Annotated in this window: 18 protein-coding genes; 10 read left to right on the top strand and 8 right to left on the bottom strand. The window is 69.3% G+C overall.

The genetic code is table 11. The features are described 5' to 3' along the window. Positions 1–2 precede the first annotated feature (2 nt). A complete protein-coding gene (locus C5F75_RS18940; RefSeq protein WP_104012587.1) occupies positions 3–1,385 on the top strand; it encodes an efflux transporter outer membrane subunit in 1,383 nt (460 codons plus the stop codon). Between the two features lie 51 nt (positions 1,386–1,436). Here C5F75_RS18940 and C5F75_RS18935 read toward each other — a convergent pair whose 3' ends face one another. Continuing rightward, positions 1,437–2,975: an MFS transporter gene (locus C5F75_RS18935; protein WP_104012586.1), complete on the bottom strand. Its 1,539-nt coding sequence runs from the start codon at positions 2,973–2,975 to the stop codon at positions 1,437–1,439. Between the two features lie 177 nt (positions 2,976–3,152). Between C5F75_RS18935 and C5F75_RS18930 the strand changes: the two genes are divergently transcribed. Further along, the gene (locus tag C5F75_RS18930; RefSeq protein WP_089465713.1) at positions 3,153–4,073 is read left to right on the top strand and encodes a LysR family transcriptional regulator; all 921 of its coding nucleotides are present in this window, start codon (positions 3,153–3,155) and stop codon (positions 4,071–4,073) included. A gap of 52 nt (positions 4,074–4,125) precedes the next feature. Here C5F75_RS18930 and C5F75_RS18925 read toward each other — a convergent pair whose 3' ends face one another. The 6 genes from C5F75_RS18925 to C5F75_RS18900 all read right to left on the bottom strand — a co-directional run bounded on the left by C5F75_RS18925 (position 4,126) and on the right by C5F75_RS18900 (position 11,651). Further along, positions 4,126–5,265, bottom strand: coding sequence for an enoyl-CoA hydratase/isomerase family protein (locus tag C5F75_RS18925; protein ID WP_089465714.1), 1,140 nt, complete (start codon positions 5,263–5,265; stop codon positions 4,126–4,128). Continuing rightward, positions 5,262–6,053: an enoyl-CoA hydratase gene (locus tag C5F75_RS18920; RefSeq protein ID WP_104012585.1), complete on the bottom strand. Its 792-nt coding sequence runs from the start codon at positions 6,051–6,053 to the stop codon at positions 5,262–5,264. Before C5F75_RS18920 ends, C5F75_RS18925 begins: the two co-directional genes overlap by 4 nt. Next, positions 6,053–6,952, bottom strand: coding sequence for a 3-hydroxyisobutyrate dehydrogenase (gene mmsB / locus C5F75_RS18915; RefSeq protein ID WP_059640845.1), 900 nt, complete (start codon positions 6,950–6,952; stop codon positions 6,053–6,055). The genes C5F75_RS18920 and mmsB overlap by 1 nt, the downstream gene beginning before the upstream one ends. Positions 6,953–6,970: 18 nt before the next feature. Next, the gene (locus C5F75_RS18910) at positions 6,971–8,500 is read right to left on the bottom strand and encodes a CoA-acylating methylmalonate-semialdehyde dehydrogenase (RefSeq protein WP_104012584.1); all 1,530 of its coding nucleotides are present in this window, start codon (positions 8,498–8,500) and stop codon (positions 6,971–6,973) included. A 112-nt stretch (positions 8,501–8,612) separates the two neighbouring features. Continuing rightward, entirely contained in the window at positions 8,613–10,319 is a 1,707-nt protein-coding gene (locus tag C5F75_RS18905) for an AMP-binding protein (protein WP_099317737.1), read from the bottom strand. 198 nt (positions 10,320–10,517) lie between these two features. After that, positions 10,518–11,651: an acyl-CoA dehydrogenase family protein gene (locus C5F75_RS18900; protein WP_104012593.1), complete on the bottom strand. Its 1,134-nt coding sequence runs from the start codon at positions 11,649–11,651 to the stop codon at positions 10,518–10,520. A gap of 137 nt (positions 11,652–11,788) precedes the next feature. Here C5F75_RS18900 and C5F75_RS18895 point away from each other — a divergent pair, with 137 nt between their 5' ends. The 3 genes from C5F75_RS18895 (at position 11,789) to C5F75_RS18885 (ending at position 15,265) form a co-directional block, all read left to right on the top strand. Then, positions 11,789–12,823 (top strand): AraC family transcriptional regulator, encoded by a 1,035-nt coding sequence (locus tag C5F75_RS18895; RefSeq protein WP_060011855.1) that lies wholly within the window; start codon positions 11,789–11,791, stop codon positions 12,821–12,823. Positions 12,824–12,944: 121 nt separating this feature from the next. Continuing rightward, positions 12,945–14,495, top strand: coding sequence for an NfeD family protein (locus C5F75_RS18890; RefSeq protein ID WP_104012594.1), 1,551 nt, complete (start codon positions 12,945–12,947; stop codon positions 14,493–14,495). Next, entirely contained in the window at positions 14,492–15,265 is a 774-nt protein-coding gene (locus C5F75_RS18885) for a slipin family protein (protein WP_104012583.1), read from the top strand. Before C5F75_RS18890 ends, C5F75_RS18885 begins: the two co-directional genes overlap by 4 nt. Positions 15,266–15,352: 87 nt before the next feature. Here the strand turns inward: C5F75_RS18885 and C5F75_RS18880 are convergent, their stop codons facing one another. Further along, positions 15,353–16,630 carry an HAD family hydrolase gene (locus C5F75_RS18880; RefSeq protein ID WP_059584514.1) on the bottom strand — a complete coding sequence of 426 codons (1,278 nt, stop codon included), beginning with the start codon at positions 16,628–16,630 and terminating at the stop codon, positions 15,353–15,355. A gap of 494 nt (positions 16,631–17,124) precedes the next feature. On the opposite strand from C5F75_RS18880, the gene C5F75_RS18875 reads away from it, so the two are divergent. The 5 genes from C5F75_RS18875 to C5F75_RS18855 all read left to right on the top strand — a co-directional run bounded on the left by C5F75_RS18875 (position 17,125) and on the right by C5F75_RS18855 (position 21,789). Further along, entirely contained in the window at positions 17,125–18,024 is a 900-nt protein-coding gene (locus C5F75_RS18875; protein WP_104012592.1) for a M24 family metallopeptidase, read from the top strand. 49 nt (positions 18,025–18,073) lie between these two features. Beyond that, a complete protein-coding gene (locus C5F75_RS18870; RefSeq protein ID WP_104012582.1) occupies positions 18,074–19,861 on the top strand; it encodes an SDR family oxidoreductase in 1,788 nt (595 codons plus the stop codon). 29 nt (positions 19,862–19,890) lie between these two features. Beyond that, positions 19,891–20,796 (top strand): metal-dependent hydrolase, encoded by a 906-nt coding sequence (locus tag C5F75_RS18865; protein ID WP_060011860.1) that lies wholly within the window; start codon positions 19,891–19,893, stop codon positions 20,794–20,796. Between the two features lie 79 nt (positions 20,797–20,875). Continuing rightward, positions 20,876–21,163: a hypothetical protein gene (locus C5F75_RS18860; protein ID WP_059525440.1), complete on the top strand. Its 288-nt coding sequence runs from the start codon at positions 20,876–20,878 to the stop codon at positions 21,161–21,163. A 251-nt stretch (positions 21,164–21,414) separates the two neighbouring features. Beyond that, positions 21,415–21,789, top strand: coding sequence for a DUF2917 domain-containing protein (locus tag C5F75_RS18855; protein ID WP_104012591.1), 375 nt, complete (start codon positions 21,415–21,417; stop codon positions 21,787–21,789). Positions 21,790–21,846: the final 57 nt, after the last annotated feature.

The following is a 21,846-nucleotide window of genomic DNA, read 5'->3' as shown; positions in this document are numbered from 1 at the left end:
ACATGGCCATCATCACGTACGCCTCCCCGCTTCACCGTCTCGGCGCATTCGCGTGCGCGGCCGCGCTGCTCGCCGGCTGCGCGGGTGCGCGCCACACACCGCCGCCGGCCGTCGCGATGCCCGCGAACTGGGCCGCGCCGGTCGCGGCCGACGCGCCGGCCGCCACGCGCGACTGGTGGCGCAGCTTCGGCGATCCGCAACTCGACGCGTTGATCGACGACGCGCTGCGCGCCAACAACGACCTCGCGATCGCGGCGATCCGCGTGTATCGCGCGCAGTTGCAGGCCGGGCTCGTCGATACGAACCTGACGCCCAGCGTGACGCTCGGCGCGAACGGCGCCGTGTCGCGCACGCTCGATACGCACCGGATGAGCCGCTCGAGCGGCCTCAACGGTTCGCTCAGCTACGAAATCGACCTGTGGGGCCGGCTCGCCGCGCTGCGCGATGCCGCGCGCTGGGAAGCCGACGCGACGGCCGCCGATCTGGAAGCCGCGCGGCTGTCGCTGATCGGCACGACCGCGGCGCTGTACTGGCAAATCGGCTATCTGAACCGGCAGATCGCGCTCGGCGACGCGAACATCGCGTATGCGCAACGCACGCTCGCGCTCGTCCGGTCGCGGCACGCGGCCGGCGCCGTGTCGGGGCTCGACCTCGCGCAGGCCGAACAAAGCCTCGCCGCGCAACGCGCGGCGCAAACGCAACTGATCCAGCAGCGCACCGAGAACCGCCACGCGCTCGCGATCCTGTTCGACCGGCCGCCGCAGCAGCGCGCGGCCGAACCGTCGGCGCTGCCCGACGCGGCGCCGCCCGAGGTCGCGGCCGGCCTGCCCGCGAGCCTGCTCGGCCGGCGCCCCGACCTGCGTGCGGCGGAATTCCGCCTGCGCGAGTCGCTCGCGCAGGTCGATGCGACGCGTACGAGCTTCTACCCGACCTTCACGCTGACCGGCGGCGCCGGCACGACGAGCACGAGCCTCGAGCGCGTGCTGACGAATCCGGTCGGCACGCTCGGGCTCGGCCTCGCGCTGCCGTTCATCCAGTGGAACACGATGCAGTTGCAGATCCGGGTGTCGAAGTCGCAGTACGAGGAAGCGGTGGTCGGGTTCCGCCAGCGGCTCTACACGGCGCTCGCGGAAGTCGAGAACGCGCTGTCGGCACGCGTGCAGCTCGAACGCGAAGCCGAACAGCGCGCGCTGTCGCTCGCGCAGGCGCAGCGCGCCGAACGGCTGGCCGCCGCGCGCTTCGCGGCCGGCGCGACCGCCGTGCAGCCGTGGCTCGACCAGCAGCAGGTGCTGAGGAGCGCGCAGAGCGCCGACGAACTGACGCGCCTGAACCGGCTCAACAACCAGATGAAGCTCTACCGCGCGCTCGGCGGCGGGACCTCCTGACCGGCCGTCACCCGTCACCCGTCATCCGTCATACGCCGCGCGCCGCCCGCGTCATTCGCACACGGCCGCCCCGCGCCGCACCGGCGCGAACGCCACCGCGCTCGCGGTCGCGAGCACGGCCACGCCCGCCGCGCCGTACAGCATCACCCAGCCGAAGCCGTGCACGAGCGCCGCATGCAGCGCCGCGCCGCTCGGATCGGCCTGCGCGAGCGCCGGCGCGATCGCCTGCAGCCCGTCGGTGCGGCCCGCTGCGATCTCCTGCGCGAGCCGGCGCAGCGCCGCGTCGCCGATCGCGCCGGCCGGCCCGCCCTGCAGGCTCGCGACGATCCCCGCCACCAGCACGAAGCCCATCGTCGCGATGTTCAACGCGAGCGAGATCATCCGCGCGCTCATGTCGATGCCCGACGCCATGCCGGCGCGCGCACTCGGCACCGCGCCCGTCGTCGTGTTGGTGACGGGCGTGTTGGTCAGCCCGAGCCCGATGCCGGCGATCATGCAGCCCGGCAGCATCGTCAGCCAGCTTGCGTGAACGGCCGCGCTGCCGAGCCGCATCAGCACGAAACCGGCCGCGATCGTGAACAGGCCGCCCGGAATCACGACGCCGGGCCCGTACCGCAGCGCAAGCCGTTCGCCGAACGGCGGCGCGATCAGCGTCGGCAACGTGTACGCGAGCAACGCGAGGCCGGCCGTCACGCTGTCGTAGCCGAGCGTGACCTGGAACCAGATCGGCAGGTAGATCATGAACGGCCAGAAGCTGAAATTCATCCCCATCGAGCCGAAGATCGCGCCGGTGAACGCGCGGATCCGGAACACCGAGAAGTCGAACATCGGCCGCGCGCTGGCGCGCTCCGCGATGAAGAAACCGACCAGCGCGAGCACGGTCGCGCCGAGCACCCCGAGGCCGGCCGCGCTCGCGAGCCCGAGTTCGCCGCTCTGGGTGATGTAGAAGGCAAGGCCGAGCACCGCGAGCGACAGCGTGACGATGCCCGCGACGTCGAGCGTGCCCGCATGCGGATCGCGCGATTCCCGCACCGCGCCGCCGATCAGCACGAGCGCGACGGCCGCGAGCGGCGCATGAACGAGAAACACCCACGGCCAGCTCGCGAGCGCGACGATCGCGCCGCCGACGATCGGCCCGAAACCGAGCCCGATGCCGAACACGATCCCCCAGATCCCGAATGCGCGGCCGCGCTCGCGCCCTTCGCGGAACTGGTGCGACAGCACGGCGATCTGGCAGATCAGCATCGCGCCGCCGCTCGCGCCCTGCAGCAGCCGGCCCGCGACGAGCACCGGCACGTTCGGCGCGAGCCCGCACAGCAGCGACGTCGCGCCGAACAGCACGGTGCCGATCACGTACACGCGTTTGCGGCCGAACCGGTCCGCGAGCGTGCCGGCCGCCATCAGCACCGTCGTACAGGCGATCGTGTACGCGTTCATGATCCACTGCATGCCGTTGAAATCGCCATGCAGCACGTGTTCGAGCGTCGGCAGGATCACCGGCACGCTCGAGATCTCGAGGCCGAACATCAGCGACGTAAGACAGACGGCCGCGAGCGCGACCGCATTCCTGCGGGAGTCGGATAGCGTCATGCGTATTTGCGCGGCGGCCCGGCGACGGGCCGCGCGCCTCCAGGTCAGTAGGATTCGCCGCGCGCGGCCGGCGACGCACGCTGGGCGGGAATCGGTACTATAGTGAGAATTCGCCTCCCCATTGACGCACGCATTTCCACGCACTGGGGAATTTACGGACCCAATCGACGCAACGCGATGACCGACAGACTCGACGGCGTAACGACCTTCGTCCAGGTGGTGGAATCAGGCAGCTTCGCGCTGGCCGCGGAGCGGCTCGACATGACGCGCTCGGCGGTCGGCAAGGCGATCGCGCGGCTCGAGAAGCGGCTCGGCGCGCGGCTGCTGCAGCGCACGACGCGCAGCCAGAGCCTGACCGACGACGGCCAGGCGTACTACGACCGCTGCGTGCGCGCGCTCGCGGAACTGGAAGCGGCGGAAGCCGATCTCGACTGCGGCCGCCACGAGGCACGCGGCAAGCTGCGGCTGAGCGTGCCGCTCGCATTCGGGCACCACTGCGTGACGCCGATCGTGCTCGATCTCGCGCGCAGCTATCCGCACCTGCGCATCGACGTGTCGATCACCGACCGATTCGTCGATCTCGTCGAGGAAGGGATCGACCTCGCGGTGCGGATCGGCACGCTCGCGGACAGCACGAGCCTCGCGGTACGGCGGCTCGGCACGCAGTACGGCAGCCTCGGCGCGGCGCCGTCGTATCTCGCGCGCCATGGTGTGCCGAAGACGCTCGACGATCTGAAGCACCACCGCACGATCGCGTATTCGCGTTCGGGCGTGGTGCAGCCGTGGGATTTGCGCGCGCCGGACGGCTCGACAGTGCGCATCGACATGCCGCATCAACTGAGTTTCGACGACGTGCAGGCGATCGCCGCGGCCGGCGCGGCCGGGTTCGGGATTGCGTGGGTGCCGAGCTGGCTGCTCGATCAATACGTGAAGCGCGGGGAGATGGTGGTCGTGCTCGATCGCTGCTTCGTCTGTGAAGGCGACATTCACGCGATCTGGCCGAAGACGCGCTACCTGCCGCGCAAGACGCGCTGCGTGATCGACGCGCTCGCGCAGGCGATTCCGCCGATGATCGAGCGCGCGGACGACGCGCGCTGACGCGCATTGAAACCGACGCGTCGCACGGGCGCGCCGGGCCATCTCGCAAGGATCACGCCGCGCCGAGATCGGCGAGCGGATGCGCGAACAGCTTCCACGGCGACGTCAGGAAATGCCGCACGCGTTCGGCGCGCAGCTCGACGAGCGACGCGGGCGCCCAGCGCGGCTTGCGATCCTTGTCGACGAGATGCGCGCGCACGCCTTCGCAGAAATCGCCTTCCTCGATCGCACGCGCGACGATGCCGAGCTCCATCCGGAACGATTCCGCGAGCGTCATCTGCCGGCCGCGCAGCAGCGCCTCGCGCGTCACCGCGAGCATCGTCGGCGAATGGCTCGCGAGCGCGTCGAGCGTCGCCTGCAGCCATTGGCGGTGCTCGCGCGCGAGTTCGTCGCGCGCCAGATCCTGCGTGAGCGTCGCGACGATCCGCTCGACGGTCGAGCGCTTGTCGAAGTGGCGGACGATCCACGGCATCTGGCTGTCGAGCGCCGCATGCGGCACGACGTTGCACGGCGGCTCGAACACCTTGCGCAGCAGCGGCAGCGCGTCGCCGTCCCACTTGACGCTTTCGATGCGCGTCTCGAACGTGTCGAGCCACGCGGACGGCACGCAGAGGTCCGCGAGCTTCGCGGCGAGCGCGTCGGCGCCCGACAGCATCGCGCCGGTCAGTCCCACGTACAGTTCGAGTTCGGCCGGCATGCGCGACAGGAAATGCGTCGCGCCCACGTCGGGCACGAGGCCGATGCGCGTTTCGGGCATCGCGATCTTGCTGCGCTCGGTCGCGACGCGCAGCGCCGCGCCCTGCGCGAGGCCCATGCCGCCGCCCATCGTGATGCCGTCCATCAGCGCGACCACCGGCTTCGGGAACGTGTGGATCGCGTAGTCGAGCCGGTATTCGTCGACGAAGAACGGCAGCCAGGTTTCGCGCTGCGCGACCATCTTGTACAACGCGCGCACGTCGCCGCCCGCGCAGAAGCCCTTCTCGCCCGCGCCGCGCAGCACGACCGCGACGATCCGGTCGTCGCGGCGGCAACGCTCGAACAGCGCGGCCAGCTCGCCGATCATCGCGTACGACAGCGCGTTGAGCGCGGCCGGCCGGTTCAGCGTGATCAGCGCCACGCGGTTCACCACGCGAAACAGCACCTCGGGCGCATGCTCCGCGAATGCATCGTGATTCGTCACCGGCGTGCTCATCGTTGCGGCTCTCCCTCGGTGCGCCACTGCGGCGCGCGCTTGCCCAGGAACGCCGCCACGCCTTCGCGCGGATCGGCCGTGTCGAACAAATCGACGAAGCGTTCGCGCTCGACCGCGAGCGCCGCGCCGCGCGGCACGCCTCGGCGCGCGAGGCCGATCAGTTCCTTGCTGTAGGCCACGGCATGCGGGCTTTGCCGCGCGACGTTGCGAGCCAGCACGAGTGCCGCCTCGCGCGCGGCGCCGCTTTCGACTACGTCCTCGACGAGGCCGATCCGCAGTGCGGTGGCCGCATCGACGCGCGCACCGGTCAGGATGATCTTCTTCGCCCAGCCCTCGCCGACGAGCCAGGGCAGCGTCTGCGTGCCGAGCCCGCACGGCAGCAGCCCGACCGACGGCTCGGGCAGCGCCATCTGCGCATGCGTCTCCGCGATCCGCAGGTCGCACGCGAGTGCGCATTCGAGGCCGCCGCCCATCGCATAGCCGTTGATCGCCGCGATCGTCACGACGCGTGCGTCGTGCAGCGCCTCGAACGCCGCGCCGAAGCGCGACGCCATCGCACGCGCGACCGCGCGATCGCCGTCGGCGAACGTGTTGAGGTCGGCGCCCGCGCTGAAGAACTTCGGGCCGTCGCCGGTGATCACCAGCGCGCGCACGCGCGGGTCCGAATTCAGTTCGGCGACGGTTTGCTGCAGTTGCCGCAGCCCGTCGGCGGTAAAGGCGTTCGCGGGCGGACGCTTGAGCGTCGCGCACGCGATCGCGCCGTCGTCGACGTAGTCGAGTTCGATCATCACGCGTCCTTCTTCGTGGCCGGTTGGTACAGGCGAATCACCGCCGAGAAATCGAGCTGGCCGTCGCCGCGGCTGCTCATCGTCTGATATAGCTGCTGCGCGAGCGCGCCGAGATAGACGGGCTGGCGCGCCTGCTTCGCCGCGTCGTTCGCGAGGCCGAGATCCTTCAGCATCAGGTCGGTGCCGAAGCCGCCCGAGTAGCCGCGCGACGAAGGCGCGGTCTCGATCACGCCCGGATACGGGTTGTACGTGTCCGAGCTCCAGCAGCGGCCCGTCGACGTGTTGACGATGCCGGCCAGCACCTTCGGGTCGATGCCGAGCGCGACGCCGAGCGACATCGCCTCCGACACCGCCGCCATCGAGATGCCGAGCACGAGGTTGTTGCAGACCTTCGCGACCTGCCCCATGCCCGTCGCGCCGCAGTGGACGATGTTCTTGCCCATCCCGGCGAGCACCGGTTTCACGCGCTCGAAATCCGCGTCGCTGCCGCCGACCATGAAGGTCAACGTGCCTGCCGCCGCGCCGCCGGTGCCGCCCGACACCGGCGCGTCGACGAACGCGCCGCCGTGCTCGCGCACCAGCGCGCCGAACGCCTGCGCGCTCGCCGGGTCGATCGTGCTCGAATCGATCACCGTCGCGCCGGCGCCGAGGCCGGCCAGCACGCCGTTCTCGCCGGTGAGCACCGAGCGCACGTGCGGCGCGGCCGGCAGCATCGTGATCACGAACGTCGCGCCCGACGCCGCATCGCGCGGCGACGCGGCCACCTGCGCGCCGGCGTCCTGCAGTGCGCGCAATGCGTCGGCGCTCAGGTCGAACGCGTGCACTTCGTGGCCGGCTTTCAGCAGGTTCAGCGCCATCGGCGCGCCCATGTGGCCGAGGCCGATAAATCCGATTTTCATGGTGGTGTCCTCCGCCGCTCAATGCAGCCGGATCGTCGTGTTCACCGGGCCAGCCGTCGTATCGTCGTCGAACCAGCGCGCGGTGACCGTCTTGGTCTGCGTATAGAACTGCACGACCTGCTTGCCGTACGGGCCGAGATCGCCGAGCTTCGAGCCGCGCGAACCGGTGAAGCTGAAGAACGGCACCGGTACCGGGATCGGGATGTTGATGCCGACCTGGCCGACGTCGATCTCGCTCTGGAACCGGCGCGCGGCCGCGCCGCTCTGCGTGAAGATACCCACGCCGTTGCCCATCGGGTTCGCGTTGACGAGCGCGATCGCCTCGTCGAGCGTGTCGACTTCCATCACGACCAGCACCGGCCCGAAGATTTCATGCGTGTAGATCGTCATGTCGGTCGTCACGCCGGAGAAAATCGTCGGCCCGATGAAGTTGCCTTCCTCGAAACCGGGCACCTTCACGTCGCGGCCGTCGAGCTCGAGCTTCGCGCCTTCCTTGATGCCCATGTCGATCAGCGACAGGATGCGCGCCTTCGCGCCGCGCGACACGACCGGCCCGACGTCGGTGCCCGCTTCCGAGCCCGCGTTGACCTTCAGCGTCTTCGCCTTCGCGACGATGTCCGGCAGCCATTCGCGCGCCTTGCCCACCAGCACCGCGACGGACGTCGCCATGCAGCGCTGGCCGGCCGCGCCGAAACCCGCGCCGACGAGCGCGTTGATCGCCTGTTCGCGGTTCGCGTCGGGCAGCACGACCGCGTGGTTCTTCGCGCCCATCATCGACTGCACGCGCTTGCCCTGCGCGCTGCCGAGGTTGTACACGTGCGTGCCGACCGTGGTCGAACCGACGAACGAGATCGCCTTCACGAGCGGATGCGTGCAGATCGCGTCGACGACGTCCTTGCCGCCGTGCACGGCGTTCAGCACGCCTTTCGGTATGCCGGCTTGGAGCGCGAGCTCGACGAGCTCCATCGTCGACATCGGGTCCTGCTCCGACGGCTTCAGCACGAACGTGTTGCCGCACACGATCGCCATCGGGAACATCCACAGCGGAATCATCGCGGGGAAATTGAACGGCGTGATGCCCGCGCACACGCCGAGCGGCTGGCGCAGCGTGTAGGTGTCGACGCCGCCCGCGACGTTCTCCGCGAATTCGCCGAGCTGCAGCGTGCCGATCGAGCACGCGTGCTCGACCACTTCGAGGCCGCGGAAGATGTCGCCTTCGGCGTCGGGAATCGTCTTGCCCTGCTCGGCCGTCAGCGTCCTGGCGATGCGCTGCTGGTTCGCGCGCACCAGATCCTGGAACTTCAGCATGATGCGCATGCGCGCGGAAATCGGCGTGCTCTTCCACGTCGCAAACGCGGCGTGCGCGGCCTGCACGGCCGCGTCGACTTCCGCGACGGTCGCGAACGGCACGCGCGCGAGCACCTGTTGCGTCGCCGGGTTGACGATGTCGCGCCACTCGCTCGTGGCGGACTCGACGAAGGCGCCGTCGATCAGCAGCTTGACCGTCGGCACGTCTTGCCCCGTACGGGGCGTCGGATTCGCGTTCATCAGTGCAATCTCCTTGCAGTGGGCCGCGACGTAACGGCATGCCGCCGCGCGACCGTTTCAATTCGGCTGCGGGCGGCCGCCGCGGCATGCGGCGCGCGCGGCCCGCGGCCGGTCATTTCAGTTCGGCGGCGAAATCTTCTTCCCAGTACTCGCCGGGCATGCGCGCGCTCGCGTCGTCGCCGCGCTCGATCTCGCGGCGGCGCAGCTCGACGCGGCGAATCTTCCCCGAGATCGTCTTCGGCAGCTCCGCGAACTGCAGGCGGCGAATGCGCTTGTACGGCGCGAGCTTCTCGCGCGAGAAGCGAAAGATCTCCAGCGCGAGCGCGGGGCTTTCTTCATAGCCCTCGCGCAGCGTGACGAACGTCTTCGGCACCGACAGCCGCACCGGGTCCGGGCTCGGCACGACGGCCGCTTCCGCGATCGCCGGGTGCTCGATCAGCACGCTCTCCAGCTCGAACGGGCTCAGCCGGTAGTCGGACGACTTGAACACGTCGTCCGCGCGGCCGATGTACACGTAGTAGCCGTCGTCGCGACGCATCGCGATGTCCGACGTGCGGTAGTGGCCGTCGCGCATCGCATGGGCCGTCGCGTCGGGATTGTTCGCGTAGCCCTTCATCAGCCCGACCGGGCGCGCGACGCCATCGCCGATCGGCAGCGCGACCTCGCCTTCGGTCACCGGCGCGCCGTCCGGGTCGAGCAACGCGATCCGGTAGCCGGGCAGCGGCCGGCCCATCGAGCCCGCGACGACCGGCTGGCCCGGCGAGTTGCCGATCAGGCAGGTCGTCTCGGTCTGGCCGTAGCCGTCGCGAATCGTGATGCCCCACGCGTTCTTCACGCGCTCGATGATCTCGGGATTCAGCGGCTCGCCCGCGCCGACGATCTCGCGCAGCTTCACGTCGAACGACGCGAGCGGCTGCTGCACGAGCATGCGCCACACGGTCGGCGGCGCACACAGCGTGGTCACCCGATATTTGACGAGCGCATCGAGCACGGCCTTCGGCTCGAAGCGCGCGTAGTTGAATACGAACACGCACGCCTGCGCATTCCACGGCGCGAAAAAGCAGCTCCACGCGTGCTTCGCCCAGCCCGGCGAGCTGATGTTCCAGTGGATGTCGCCCGGCTGCAGGCCGACCCAGTACATCGTCGACAGGTGCCCGACCGGATAGGTGCGGTGCGTATGCTCGACGAGCTTCGGCTTCGACGTCGTACCCGACGTGAAGTACAGCAGCATCGGATCGTTCGCGTGCGTGACGGCGTCCGGCTCGAACGCGGCGCTCGCCGCATAGCCGTCGTTCATCGCGAGCCAGCCTTCGCGCGGCGCGCCGGCGACGATCTTCTGCTCGAGGCCGAGGCCGGCCTGTTCGAACTTCGCGGTTTCGTTCTCGTCGACGATCGCGTAGGTCGCGCCGCCGATCTGCACGCGGTCGCGCACGTCGTCGGGCGACAGTTGCGTGGTGGCGGGCAGCACGATCGCGCCGAGCTTCATCGCCGCGAGCATCGCGTCCCACAGCTCGACACGGTTCGGCAGCATCAGCAGAATGCGGTCGCCGCGCACGACGCCGATCGAGCGCAGCCAGTTCGCGATCCGCGACGAACGCTCGGACATCTGCGCGAACGAATACGGATCGCCCGTGCCGGTTGCCGCATCGACGATCCACAGCGCGGGCTGGTCGTTGCCGCGCGCCATCGGATCGAAATAGTCGAGCGCCCAGTTGAACGCGTCGAGCACCGGCCATGCGAAATCGCGATACGCGGTGTCGTAGTCGGTGCGATGGCGCAGCAGAAAGTCGCGCGCGTCGAGGAATGCCTGTACCGTCATGTGTCGTCTCCGTCCAGTCTCCATGCCCAGCGGTCAACCGGCGCAGGTGCTGCAGCACCTGCCCGGCTCCGTGTCGCCCGGCGCACGGTCACGTCGCTGCGTGCCGCGTTTGCCGCGCTGCCCTCGTGCCTGCGTTGTATGCCTGCTCGTTCGACCGTTTGTTCGACTGCGTGATGCCGGATGGGCGCGCGCCGCGACTCACAGCTGCCGCGCGATCACCATCCGTTGCACTTCGCTGGTGCCTTCGTAAATCTGCGTGATGCGCGCGTCGCGATAGTGGCGCTCGACTTCGTAATCGGCGAGATAACCGTAGCCGCCGTGGATCTGGATCGCATCCGAACACACGCGCTCGGCCATCTCGGACGCGAACAGCTTCGCCTGCGACGCTTCGGACAGGCACGGCAGCCCGGCCGTGCGCAGCTTCGCTGCGTGATGCACGAGCAGGCGCGCGGCGTTGATCTGCACGGCCATGTCGGCGAGCTTCTGCTGGATCGCCTGGTGCTCGGCGATCGGCTTGCCGAACTGCACGCGCTCGCCCGCATAGCGGCGCGCCTTGTCGAACGCGGCGCGCGCGATGCCGAGCGCCTGCGCGGCGATGCCGATGCGGCCGCCTTCGAGGTTCGACAACGCGATCTTCAGCCCTTCGCCGCGATGGCCGAGCAGGTTCTCTTCGGGAATCGCGCAGTTCTCGAACGTGATCGGGCACGTATCCGACGCGCGGATGCCCATCTTCTTCTCGGGCTTGCCCACGATGAAGCCCGGTGTGTCGGTCGGCACCAGGAACGCGGAAATGCCGCGCTTGCCCGCTTCCGGATCGGTCATGGCAAAAACGATCGCCACGCCCGCGCGCTGGCCGTTGGTGACGAACTGCTTCGCGCCGTTCAGCACCCATTTGCCGTCGCGCAATTCGGCCCGCGTGCGCAGGTTGTTCGCCTCGGAACCGGCCTGCGGCTCGGTCAGGCAGAATGCGCCGATCACGCGGCCGGCCGCCATGTCGGCCAGCCAGCGATCCTTCTGCGCGGGCGTGCCGAAGCCGAGGATCGGCCCGCAGCCGACCGAGTTGTGCACGCTCATCATCGTCGCGCACGCGGCGTCGCCGGCCGCGACTTCCTCCATCGCTAGCGCATAGGCGACGTAATCCGTATACGAGCCGCCCAGTTCCTGCGGCACGATCATCCCGAGCAGCCCGAGCTCGCCGAGCTGCGCGACGATCGCGTCGGGCAGGTGCGCGTCGTGGTCCCACTGCGCCGCGTTCGGCGCCAGCCTCTCGGTGGCGAACGCGCGCGCGGCGTCGCGGATCATCCGCTGGTCTTCGGTGTAAAGCTCGTCCATGGTGCTGCTGTCTCCCGCGGCCGCCGGGCGCGACCGTCCTTGCGTTTCGATGCAACAAGTGTAGGCAAGCACGCGCGACTGTTCGATGCTCGCGCCGCTCATTTACACTGAGCGTTTTTGCCATACCGGCGACACCGATGAAGCAGGAAGACAAGGGAACCGTCGCGATCAGCCTCGTCGCGTACAGCGTCGCGCTGGCCGCGCGGCGCGGCGTCGCGGCCGAGCCGCTGCTCGCGCAGGCCGGCATCGCCCCGGCGCTGCTCGGTCAGCCGCGCGCACGCGTGTCCGCGCAGCAATACGGCGCGCTGTGGAACGCGATCGCCCGCACGCTCGACGACGAGTTCTTCGGGCAGGACAGCCACCCGATGCGCAGCGGCAGCTTCATCGCGATGAGCCAGGCGGCGCTATCCGCGCGCGACGGGCTGCACGCGATGGCGCGCGCGGTGAACTTCATGCACTGCGTGCTCGACGACCTGCACGCGGAGCTCGACGCGAACCCGCAGCGCGTGCGGCTGCGCTTCGTGCACCGCAACAACGGCGCGACACCCGCGATGTTCACGTACGCGACCTATTTCATCATCGTGTACGGGCTCACCTGCTGGCTGATCGGGCGGCGCATCCCGCTGCTGCATGCGAGCTTCCGCTGCGACACGCCGCCCGCCGACCACGAATACCCGTCGATGTTCTGCGACGACATGCGCTTCAACGAGCCCGATTCGTATGTCGATTTCGATCCCGAATTCGCGACGCTGCCGGTCGTGCAGAACGCGAAGACGCTGAAAACGTTTCTGCGCAACGCGCCGGCCAGCTTCATCGTCAAGTACCGCAACCCGAACGCGCTCGCGCAGCGCGTGCGGGCGGTGCTGCGCGGAATGCCGCCCGCCGCGTGGCCGGGCGCGGGCGGGATGGCCGCGCGGCTGCACGTGGCCGAGGCCACGCTGCGCCGCAAGCTGCACCAGGAAGGCCACGCGTACCAGTCGATCAAGGACACGCTGCGGCGCGATCTCGCGTTCGAGGCGCTGGCCGACCCCGCCCGCACGATCGCGGACGTCGCGGCCGCGACCGGGTTCGCGGAGCCGAGCGCGTTCTACCGCGCGTTTCGCAAATGGAGCGGGCGCAGCCCGGCCGACTATCGCGACGAAGTGCTCGCGCGCGGCGGCGGCGCAAGCTGACGCCGGCCGGTACGGCCGCAACTTCGCGCTTTCGGCCGAAACCGCCTAATCTTCAAGCATCGGGCCCACGCCCTTTTCGCGAGCCGGACGGCACGCGGCCGTGCGCCGCCCGGACGTCCCGATGCGCTTTCACCGTCATGGGCCGCCGCCGGCGCCTGCCGCGGCCGACGGCCGCCCCCGTCACCCGCTGTCCGCGCGGGTCGCGCGCGCCGCGCTGTTCGCGGCGCTGCTCGTCGTGTGCGCCGCGGTCGCCGCGCCGCCATCGGCCGACGCGCCCGCCGCGCATCCGGTCGTCGTGATTCCCGTCAACGGCGCGATCGGCCCGGCCAGCGCCGATTTCATCGTGCGTTCGCTCGCGCGCGCCGCTCGCGAGCACGCGCCGCTCGCGATCCTCCAGCTCGACACGCCCGGCGGCCTCGATACGTCGATGCGGCAGATCATCAAGGCCATCCTCGGCTCGCCGGTGCCGGTCGCCGCATTCGTCGCGCCGGGCGGCGCGCGCGCGGCGAGCGCGGGCACCTACATCGTCTATGCGAGCCACTTCGCGGCGATGGCGCCCGGCACCAATCTCGGCGCGGCGTCGCCCGTGCAGTTGGGCATCGGCGGCGCCGCGCCGCCGGGCGCGAACCCCGCCGCGCCACATCCCACCGGTGCGCCCGGTGCATCGGGTGCGTCCGCCACGCCGGCCGCGCTGCCGACCGATACGCAATCGACCGAGATCCGCAAGGCGATGCAGGACGCTTCCGCGTACATCCGCGGCCTCGCGCAGTTGCGCGGACGCAATGCCGAATGGGCCGAGCGCGCGGTGCGCGAGGCCGTGAGCCTGTCGGCGAACGAGGCGCGCGCGCAGCACGTCGTCGACCTGATCGCGCAGGACGCGGCCGATCTCGCGCGGCAGCTCGACGGCCGCGCGGTGACGACCACCGCCGGCACGCTGCGTCTGGCGACCGCGCACGCGCCGCTCGTCGCGCTCGCGCCCGACTGGCGCAGCCGCTTCCTCGCGATCATCGCCGATCCGAACGTCGCGCTGATCCTGCTGACGATCGGCATCTACGGCCTCTTCTTCGAATTCGCGAACCCCGGTTTCGTGCTGCCGGGCGTGGCCGGCACGATCTGCCTGCTGGTCGGGCTGTTCGCGATGCAGTTGCTGCCGGTCAGCTATGCGGGCCTCGGCCTCGTGCTGCTCGGGCTCGGCTGCCTCGTCGCGGAGGCGTTCCTGCCGACCTTCGGCGTGCTCGGGTTCGGCGGAATCGTCGCGTTCACGATCGGCGCGCTGATGCTGATCGACACCGACGTGCCCGGCTACGGGATTCCATGGCCCGTGATCGCGAGCCTCGCGCTCGGCGGCGGGCTGCTCGTCGCGGGCGTGTCGGGCGTCGCGCTGCGCGCGCGGCGCCGCCCGGTCGTGACGGGCGCCGAGGCGCTGCTCGGCAGCATCGGCGAAGTGCTCGACGACGGCCTGCAGCCGGACCAGCCGCCAGGCGCGGCCGGCGCCGCGCCGTCGGCCGCCGGCTGGGCGCGCGTGCATGGCGAGCGCTGGCGCGTGGCGAGTAGCATGCCGCTGGCCGCCGGCTGCCGCGTGCGCGTGACCGGCCGCCACGGGCTGACGCTGACGGTCGCGCCGCTCTACGACGTGCCCGCGCCGGTCCATCCCCAGGGAGAACCTTCATGATCGGTTACACGTTCGGCTTCAGCAGCGTCCTCATCGTCTTCGTCGTGGTGCTCGTCGCATCGTCGATCCGCATCTTTCGCGAGTACGAACGCGGGGTCGTGTTCATGCTCGGCCGGTTCTGGAAAGTGAAGGGGCCGGGGCTCGTGCTGATCATCCCGATCGTCCAGCAGGTCGTGCGGATCGACCTGCGCACCGTCGTGTTCGACGTGCCCGCGCAGGACGTGATCACGCGCGACAACGTGTCGGTGAAGGTCAATGCGGTCGTGTATTTCCGCGTCGTCGATCCCGAAAAGGCCGTGATCCAGGTCGCGCGCTTCTTCGAGGCGACGAGCCAGCTCGCGCAGACGACGCTGCGCGCGGTACTCGGCAAGCACGAACTCGACGCGCTGCTCGCCGAGCGCGAGCAACTGAACGCGGACATCCAGAAGACGCTCGATGCGCAGACGGATGCGTGGGGGATCAAGGTGTCGACGGTCGAGATCAAGCACGTCGACCTGAACGAGACGATGATCCGCGCGATCGCGCGGCAGGCCGAAGCCGAGCGCGAGCGGCGCGCGAAGGTGATTCACGCGGAAGGCGAATTGCAGGCGTCGGAAAAGCTGCTGCAGGCCGCGCAGCGGCTCGCGCTGCAGCCGCAGGCGATGCAACTGCGCTACCTGCAGACGCTGACGACGATCGCGGCGGACAAGAACTCCACGATCGTGTTTCCGTTGCCGGTCGATCTGCTGGGGGCGTTGCTGGATCGGTTGGGCGCCGCGCGCGAGCGTTGAGACGCGCGTGTGCCGGGCCACATGACGCCGCGGCCGGTGCCGATGGGCGCGGGGGCCGACGCCCCGCCGCCCGGCGCCCCGCCCGCGTCAGGCCAGCAGCTTGCGCTCGGCCTTGCCGTACTTGATCGACTTCTCGTCCGGAATCATCAGGCCCGTGTGCTCGTCGCGGCCCTGCAGCAGGAAGCGTGCGTCCGGGTTGCCGATCTGTTCGGCCGCGAGCTTGCTGTCCGCGCCGATCTCGCCCTTCTTCATCCGGTTGACGATCACGCCGGCCGCGGTGTCCTTGAAATCGCGCAGCATCCACGCGTCGCCGTCGCTGTCGCCGAACACCAGCAGCGGGCCGTAGCCCTTCTTCGACGCGAGGACGTTGCGAATGCCCACCGTCTTGCCGGGCCCCCAGTTGAAATGCCAGCCGGCCGGATAGGTGCTCGTGTACTTGCCGTCCTGCATGTCGAGACGCAGGCCGATCACGTTCTCGGGCGGCACGCCGTAGCCGTAGTTCGGATTGCCGGCAAATACGCGCACGACGTCGTCGAGCGACGCGGTGCTCACGTACACGTCGATGCCGTTCGCGCGCAGCGTATGCATCACCGCGCGGATTTCCTCGTGAATGCGGATGCCGTGGAAATGCGTGTCCGCGACCACGCCGGCCTTGCCCGGCAGCGTCTTCGGGCTTTCGTAGCGGACCTTGCGCAGCGCGTCGCCGATACCGTAGTTGTTCGACGCTTCCGCCATCGCCTGCAGCTCGGCGGTCGTCATGTTCTTGTAGAAGTAGATGATCCACTTGTAGCCGACTTCGAGCGGATGCGTGTCGCAGATCGCGTCGTACATGAAGTACAGCTTCGCGCGAAAATCCTTGAACTGGTCGGTCTCGCGGATCTCGTCGAGGCTCTTGTCGCCGCCGAGGCCCTTGTAGTTCGCATGGAGCCAGCGGTAATCGGACTCGACGTCGGCGGCGAGGTCCTCCATCGTCACCGGCTTGCCGTCGAGCGTCGTGTAGTCCTTCATGAACGCGCCCTTCGGCACGTCCTTCCACATCACGCCGACGAATTCATCCGGCGTCAGCTTGTACTGCAGATGGTTGATCTGGTACATCAGCAACGCCTCTTCACAGTCGTTCATGATGCACGTGTTGTCCCAGTCGAACACCGCATACGGGCGGCGCTTTCCGTCGTAGTGCGCGCTCGCGACACCATGCCGGTCGAGTACCGCCTGCAGGCGCGCGGCGTTGAACGGCGACCAGCGGCCCGGGTCCAGCGCGTCCGGCGCGGCTACGCTCTTCGCGCCGGACGTGCCGGCCTTGAGCATCAGCGGCGTCGCGGCGGTCGCCGCGGCAAGGGTGTTCATGAACCGGCGGCGCTGCATGGTCTCTCTCCGTGGAAATGTCGAATCGGCTTCGGTCGCCCCGCGCGACGCGCGACACACCGGCCCCGCGAAGCCGCAAAGGCTTCGAATCCGGGCGCATGATGTGACGAAATTATTTCGGCAATTTGACAGCGTCGCACCACGACACGACGGAGAGTTGATCCGGCGCGACATCCCGGGCCCGTGCGGCGCTCCCCGGCCGGCCCCCGCCGCTCGAGACGCGTGCGCAGCGATGGACATCCGGCCCCCACCGCCGGAAACCTAGAGCAACCCCTCCATTTCGACCCTTCATTAGGAGAAGCCCTCATCTCCGGGCGCTGGCGCGCGACGTCGAATCGGCTATTATCGTTACATCACACAATGGCACATTAAATGCTGACTGAATAATCCGCCTCCGAATCACCGGCGGAAGCGTTCCGGATCAGCGCCCAGCCTTGCACAAGGACCCGCATCGCGCCGACACGCAAACGCGGGCCGACACATGGAGACGCATCATGACCGCCCACCATCCGCTGCCGGAAGTCCACCTCGACGAGCTGCCGCAATTCCGCGCGGTCCGGCAACTGGCCTACCGCTGCGTCGAGACCGTCGGCGCGATGCTCTACCCCGGCATCACCGAGAAGGAAGCCGCGCGCCTGCTGACCGAATGGCTGCAGGATCACGGCGTGCACGACTGGCTGCACAAGCCGTTCGCGTGGTTCGGCGACCGCACCGCATTCGACGGCTTCTCGGGCCTCAAGCACATGGGCGGCTTCAATCTCGCGTTCTTCCCGAGCAACCGTCAGCTCGAAACCGACATGCCGGTGATCCTCGACGTCGCGCCCGTGCTCGACGGCATCGTCGCCGATGTCGGCTATGCGCACTGCGTCGGCCGCAACCCGATCCTCGAGCAGTTGCAGGACGACCTGATGGACCATCGCGACATGATCGTGCGGCTCGTGAAGGCGCGCCGGTCGATGGCGGAGGTCGCGCAGGAAGTCGACGCGCTGTGCCGCCGCCAGGGCGTCGACCCGCGCCACAAGGCCTATCCGTTCAAGGTGCTCGCGCATCGTGTCGCGAAGATCCACAAGCTGTCGAAGCCGCGCTTCGTCGCGCGCTTCGGGCTGAACGCGACGCGCAACCTGCTGCTCGACCAGGGCCGCGCGGCGAAGCAGCAGGGCTGGTCGCCGCTGTGGTCGATCGACCGCCGCTCCGAGCATGCGCCGGTGCCGGGCCTGTGGGCCGTCGAGCCGCATCTCGGCTTCGCGGGCGTCGGCGCGAAATTCGAGGAACTGCTCGTGATCACCGACGACGACGCGTACTGGCTCGACGACGACCTGCCGCACGTGCGCCGCTGGCAGCGCCGCCAGGCCGAGCGCGCGCAGGCGGCGGCGGACGTGCCGGCCGCCGCTTGACACGCACGTCACGCGCCCTCCTCCCGACTCCCTGAACGACGGACTCACGATGCAGCCTCTTTCCGACGAAGCGCCGCTGGCCCTGTTCGAATCGGTTCACAGCGAAACGGCGGTCGCCTCCGGCGACCTGACGCTCGCGGTGCGCACCTGGGGCGACCCGGCCCGCTCGCCGGTCGTGCTGGTGCACGGCTATCCCGACGACAGCAGCGTCTGGCGGCACGTCGCGCCGCTGCTTGCGCGCAAACACTACGTGATCGCGTACGACGTGCGCGGCGCGGGCCTGTCCGGCGTGCCGACGCGCACGGCCGACTACCATCTCGCGAAGCTGACCGACGATTTCGTCGCGGTGATCGACGCGCTCTGCCCCGGCCGCGCGGTGCACCTGATCGCGCACGACTGGGGGTCGATCCAGGGCTGGGAATTCGTCACCGATCCGCGCCTGGCCGGCCGTATCGCGTCATATACGTCGTGCTCGGGCCCGTGCCTCGACCACGTCGGGTTCTGGCTGCGCGAACGCGTGCTGCACCCGACGCCCGCGTCGCTGGCCAGGCTCGGCGGCCAGCTCGTGCGCTCGTGGTACGTCTACCTGTTCCACCTGCCGCTCCTCCCCGAACTCGGCTGGCGGCTGTGGCTCGGCCGCGCGTGGCCGGGCCTGCTGCGCCGGATCGAGAAAACGCCCGCCACGCCGCGCCCGACGCAGGCCGACGACGGCGCGCGCGGCGTGCGCCTCTACCGTGCGAACTTCATCCGCTGCCTGTTCGCGCCGCGCGAACGCTATGCGCATGCGCCGGTGCAGACGATCGTGCCGCTCGGCGACAAGTACGTGAGCCCCGCGCTGTCCGAGAACCTGTCGCGCTGGGTGCCGCGGTACTACCGCCGCGAAGTCGCGGCCGGCCACTGGCTGCCGCTCGCCGATCCCGCGCGCTTCGCGGATCTCGCCGGTCAATTGATCGATGCAGTCGAATCCGGCGACGAACCACCCGCGCTCGCGAACGCGCGCCGCCGCGCGACCAGCGGGCGCTTCAGCGGCAAGGTCGCGGTCGTCACCGGCGCGGGCAGCGGCATCGGCCGCTGCGCGGCGCAGGCCTTCGCACGCGAAGGCGCGACGGTCGTCGCATGCGACATCGATCTCGCGAGCGCCGAGCGCACCGCGCTGCTCATCGGGCTGACCGGTGCGCACGCGCATGCGAAACGCGTCGACGTCGGGTCCGCCGACGAAATGGAAGCGCTCGCGACCTGGGTCGGCAGCGAACTCGGCGGCGCGGACGTCGTGATCAACAACGCGGGCATCGGCATGGCCGGCGGCATCCTCGACACGAGCACGCGGCACTGGGAGCGCATCCTGCACGTGAACCTGTGGGGCGTGATCCACGGCTCGCGGCTGTTCGCGCAGCAGATGGCCGCGCGCGGCGCCGGCGGGCACATCGTCAACACCGCGTCGGCCGCCGCGTTCGGGCCGTCGCGCGACCTGCCCGCGTATGCGACGACGAAGGCCGCGGTGCTGATGCTCAGCGAATGCATGCGCGCGGAACTCGCCGGGAAAGGCATCGGCGTGACGGCCGTGTGCCCCGGTTTCGCGGAAACCGGAATCATGGCGTCGACGCACTACGCGGGCGCGAGCGCCCAGGACGAAGCGCGGCTGCGCAAGCGCGCGACCAGGCTGTACCAGATGCGCGGCCTGAAACCCGAAACCGTCGCGCAGGCGATGATCGACGGCGTGCTGCGCAACCGCCCCGTCGTCGCGGTCGGCGGCGAAGCGCACGCGATGCGCTTCGTCGGCCGCTTCATGCCGTGGCTGGGCCGGATGATCGCCCGCGTCAGCATGGCATCGCATTGACGGCGCACGACGCCGCACAGGGAGACGACATGAACGATACCGCCGACTACCACAAGATCAGGGCCCGGCACGTGAAGTTCGACTTCAGCGACACGCCGGTCACCTGGGTGCCGAACGATCCGGGCAGCACGCACATCATCAACACGCTGAACCTGCTGTTCCCGGAGGGCGAGCTGTGGTTCTGCCGCGTCTACAACAAGGCGCTGCCGTTGATCGCCGATGCGCGACTGCGCGACGAAGCCGAAGGCTTCCTGCGCCAGGAAGCCGTGCACTCGCGCTCGCACGGCGGCGTGCTGAAGCACTACTACGACCGTCACGGCATCGACACGAAGCCGTTCACGCAAAAGCTCAACCGGTTGTTCACACGCGTGCTCGGCGAACGGCCGCTCGGGCTGAAGATCGGCCATACGCGCTTCTGGCTGCGGCAGCAACTGGCCGTGATCGCGTCGCTCGAGCATTTCTTCGGCTATCTCGGCAACTGGGTGCTCAACGCGCACGGCCTCGACGAAGGCCGTGCGGACCCGACGATGGTCGACCTGCTGCGCTGGCATGGCGCCGAGGAAGTCGAGCACCGCACCGTCGCGTTCGACATCTACCGGCACCTGGGCGGCACCTATCCGGAGCGCTGCGTGCACATGGCGTTGGTGATCCTGCTGCTGCTCCACTACATCACGACCGGCGCGAAGTTCATGTACCGGCGCGATCCGGACGCCGGCCGCTACCCGGGCTTCGTGCTCGCGTGGTGGCGGGGTTCGCGGCGCGGGCACCTGCCGTCGTTCTGGAAGGTGATCGGCGCGGCGCTGCGCTATTTCAAGCCGGGCTATACGCCGCATCACGAAGGCTCGACCGAGCAGGCGCTCGCCTACCTCGCCCGCTCGCCGGCCGCGCAGGCGGCCGCGCACGGCGGCAACTGGGGCACGACGAAAGGCACGTGACCGGGTTGCCGGCCGGTTCGGCGGGCGGCGCCCGCCGAAATGCGTACAATCGCGGCTTCAATTTCCCGGAGGTGCCGCGATGGCCATGAAGAAAACCGATCTCGAAAAGAACAAGGCGCTCAAGCTGACGCACGCGATGAAACAGTCGAGCTCCGCGCGTTTCGGCAAGGGCGCCGAAGAAGCGGCCAAGCTGGACCGCCGCGCGCAGCGCAAGCTCGACCAGGAACAGGGCCTCGTGCCGTTCGCGTGCAAGCTCAACGCGGAGCTGGTCGAACAACTGAAGGCACGCGCGGCCACGCACCCGGAAGGGATGACGGGCCTGCTGTCCGAGCTGCTCGTGAACGGTCTCGCGCAACGCGACGCGTAATTGCGACGTATCTCGAAATTTCCGTTGACAGGGCTGCGCGGCCACGACACACTCGTTCGCATGCCTATGCTCAAGCCCATCGCCATCGCGCATCAAAAACGAGTGAACGCCCATACGTGGCGATCGCCGGAGGCGCTTGTGCATTAGCATCGAGATTTCAGTCATGCATGTCACGAGGCCTCGCCGGAACCGGATGAGGCCTTTTTGTTTTGGTGCGCGTCATCCCGCCCGGCTCAACGATGGAGATGACGATGGACCAAGCAAGCCGGCTGGTTGTTTGCCCCGATCGGTGCCGCACCGATACGATCTCGTTGCCGAGAGTCGAGTTGCATTTCACGGTCGCGCCGCGCAAGACGCTGACGTGGCGCGCGCAGCACGACGCCGAGATCCGCGTGCATGATGCGACGCTGTGGATCACGCGGCTCGGCAGCGTCGACGATTACTGGATCCGCTCCGGCGACGTGCTGCGCGTGCAACGCGGCGAACGCGTGTGGCTCGGCGCCGACGGCGACCAACCGGCGCAGGCGTCGATCACGACCGCGTACGTGCGGCGCGGCGAACGCGTCAGGCGCGCGCTCGCGCAAGTGCAACGTTTGCTCGTGAAGGTATGGAGAAGGAGCGGATGAGCGGCGCGCCGTTACACGCGCGATACGCGGAACGGCCGCGACCGAAAACGGGCGCAC

This window comes from Burkholderia anthinoferrum, assembly GCF_002925705.1.
GTDB classification, from domain to species: Bacteria; Pseudomonadota; Gammaproteobacteria; order Burkholderiales; family Burkholderiaceae; genus Burkholderia; species Burkholderia semiarida.
This window is presented reverse-complemented; position numbering and strand designations above follow the sequence as displayed.

Excerpts from the sequence above, each read along its gene's own strand:
- C5F75_RS18860 (WP_059525440.1), top strand. The coding sequence starts at position 20,876 with ATGGCCATGAAGAAAACCGATCTCGAAAAGAACAAGGCGCTCAAGCTG.
- C5F75_RS18875 (WP_104012592.1), top strand. The coding sequence starts at position 17,125 with ATGACCGCCCACCATCCGCTGCCGGAAGTCCACCTCGACGAGCTGCCG.
- C5F75_RS18935 (WP_104012586.1), bottom strand. The coding sequence starts at position 2,975 with ATGACGCTATCCGACTCCCGCAGGAATGCGGTCGCGCTCGCGGCCGTC.
- C5F75_RS18855 (WP_104012591.1), top strand. The coding sequence starts at position 21,415 with ATGGACCAAGCAAGCCGGCTGGTTGTTTGCCCCGATCGGTGCCGCACC.
- C5F75_RS18895 (WP_060011855.1), top strand. The coding sequence starts at position 11,789 with ATGAAGCAGGAAGACAAGGGAACCGTCGCGATCAGCCTCGTCGCGTAC.
- C5F75_RS18890 (WP_104012594.1), top strand. The coding sequence starts at position 12,945 with ATGCGCTTTCACCGTCATGGGCCGCCGCCGGCGCCTGCCGCGGCCGAC.
- C5F75_RS18910 (WP_104012584.1), bottom strand. The coding sequence starts at position 8,500 with ATGAACGCGAATCCGACGCCCCGTACGGGGCAAGACGTGCCGACGGTC.
- C5F75_RS18925 (WP_089465714.1), bottom strand. The coding sequence starts at position 5,265 with ATGAGCACGCCGGTGACGAATCACGATGCATTCGCGGAGCATGCGCCC.
- C5F75_RS18930 (WP_089465713.1), top strand. The coding sequence starts at position 3,153 with ATGACCGACAGACTCGACGGCGTAACGACCTTCGTCCAGGTGGTGGAA.
- C5F75_RS18940 (WP_104012587.1), top strand. The coding sequence starts at position 3 with ATGGCCATCATCACGTACGCCTCCCCGCTTCACCGTCTCGGCGCATTC.
- C5F75_RS18900 (WP_104012593.1), bottom strand. The coding sequence starts at position 11,651 with ATGGACGAGCTTTACACCGAAGACCAGCGGATGATCCGCGACGCCGCG.
- C5F75_RS18905 (WP_099317737.1), bottom strand. The coding sequence starts at position 10,319 with ATGACGGTACAGGCATTCCTCGACGCGCGCGACTTTCTGCTGCGCCAT.
- C5F75_RS18880 (WP_059584514.1), bottom strand. The coding sequence starts at position 16,630 with ATGCAGCGCCGCCGGTTCATGAACACCCTTGCCGCGGCGACCGCCGCG.
- C5F75_RS18885 (WP_104012583.1), top strand. The coding sequence starts at position 14,492 with ATGATCGGTTACACGTTCGGCTTCAGCAGCGTCCTCATCGTCTTCGTC.
- C5F75_RS18920 (WP_104012585.1), bottom strand. The coding sequence starts at position 6,053 with ATGATCGAACTCGACTACGTCGACGACGGCGCGATCGCGTGCGCGACG.
- mmsB (WP_059640845.1), bottom strand. The coding sequence starts at position 6,952 with ATGAAAATCGGATTTATCGGCCTCGGCCACATGGGCGCGCCGATGGCG.
- C5F75_RS18870 (WP_104012582.1), top strand. The coding sequence starts at position 18,074 with ATGCAGCCTCTTTCCGACGAAGCGCCGCTGGCCCTGTTCGAATCGGTT.
- C5F75_RS18865 (WP_060011860.1), top strand. The coding sequence starts at position 19,891 with ATGAACGATACCGCCGACTACCACAAGATCAGGGCCCGGCACGTGAAG.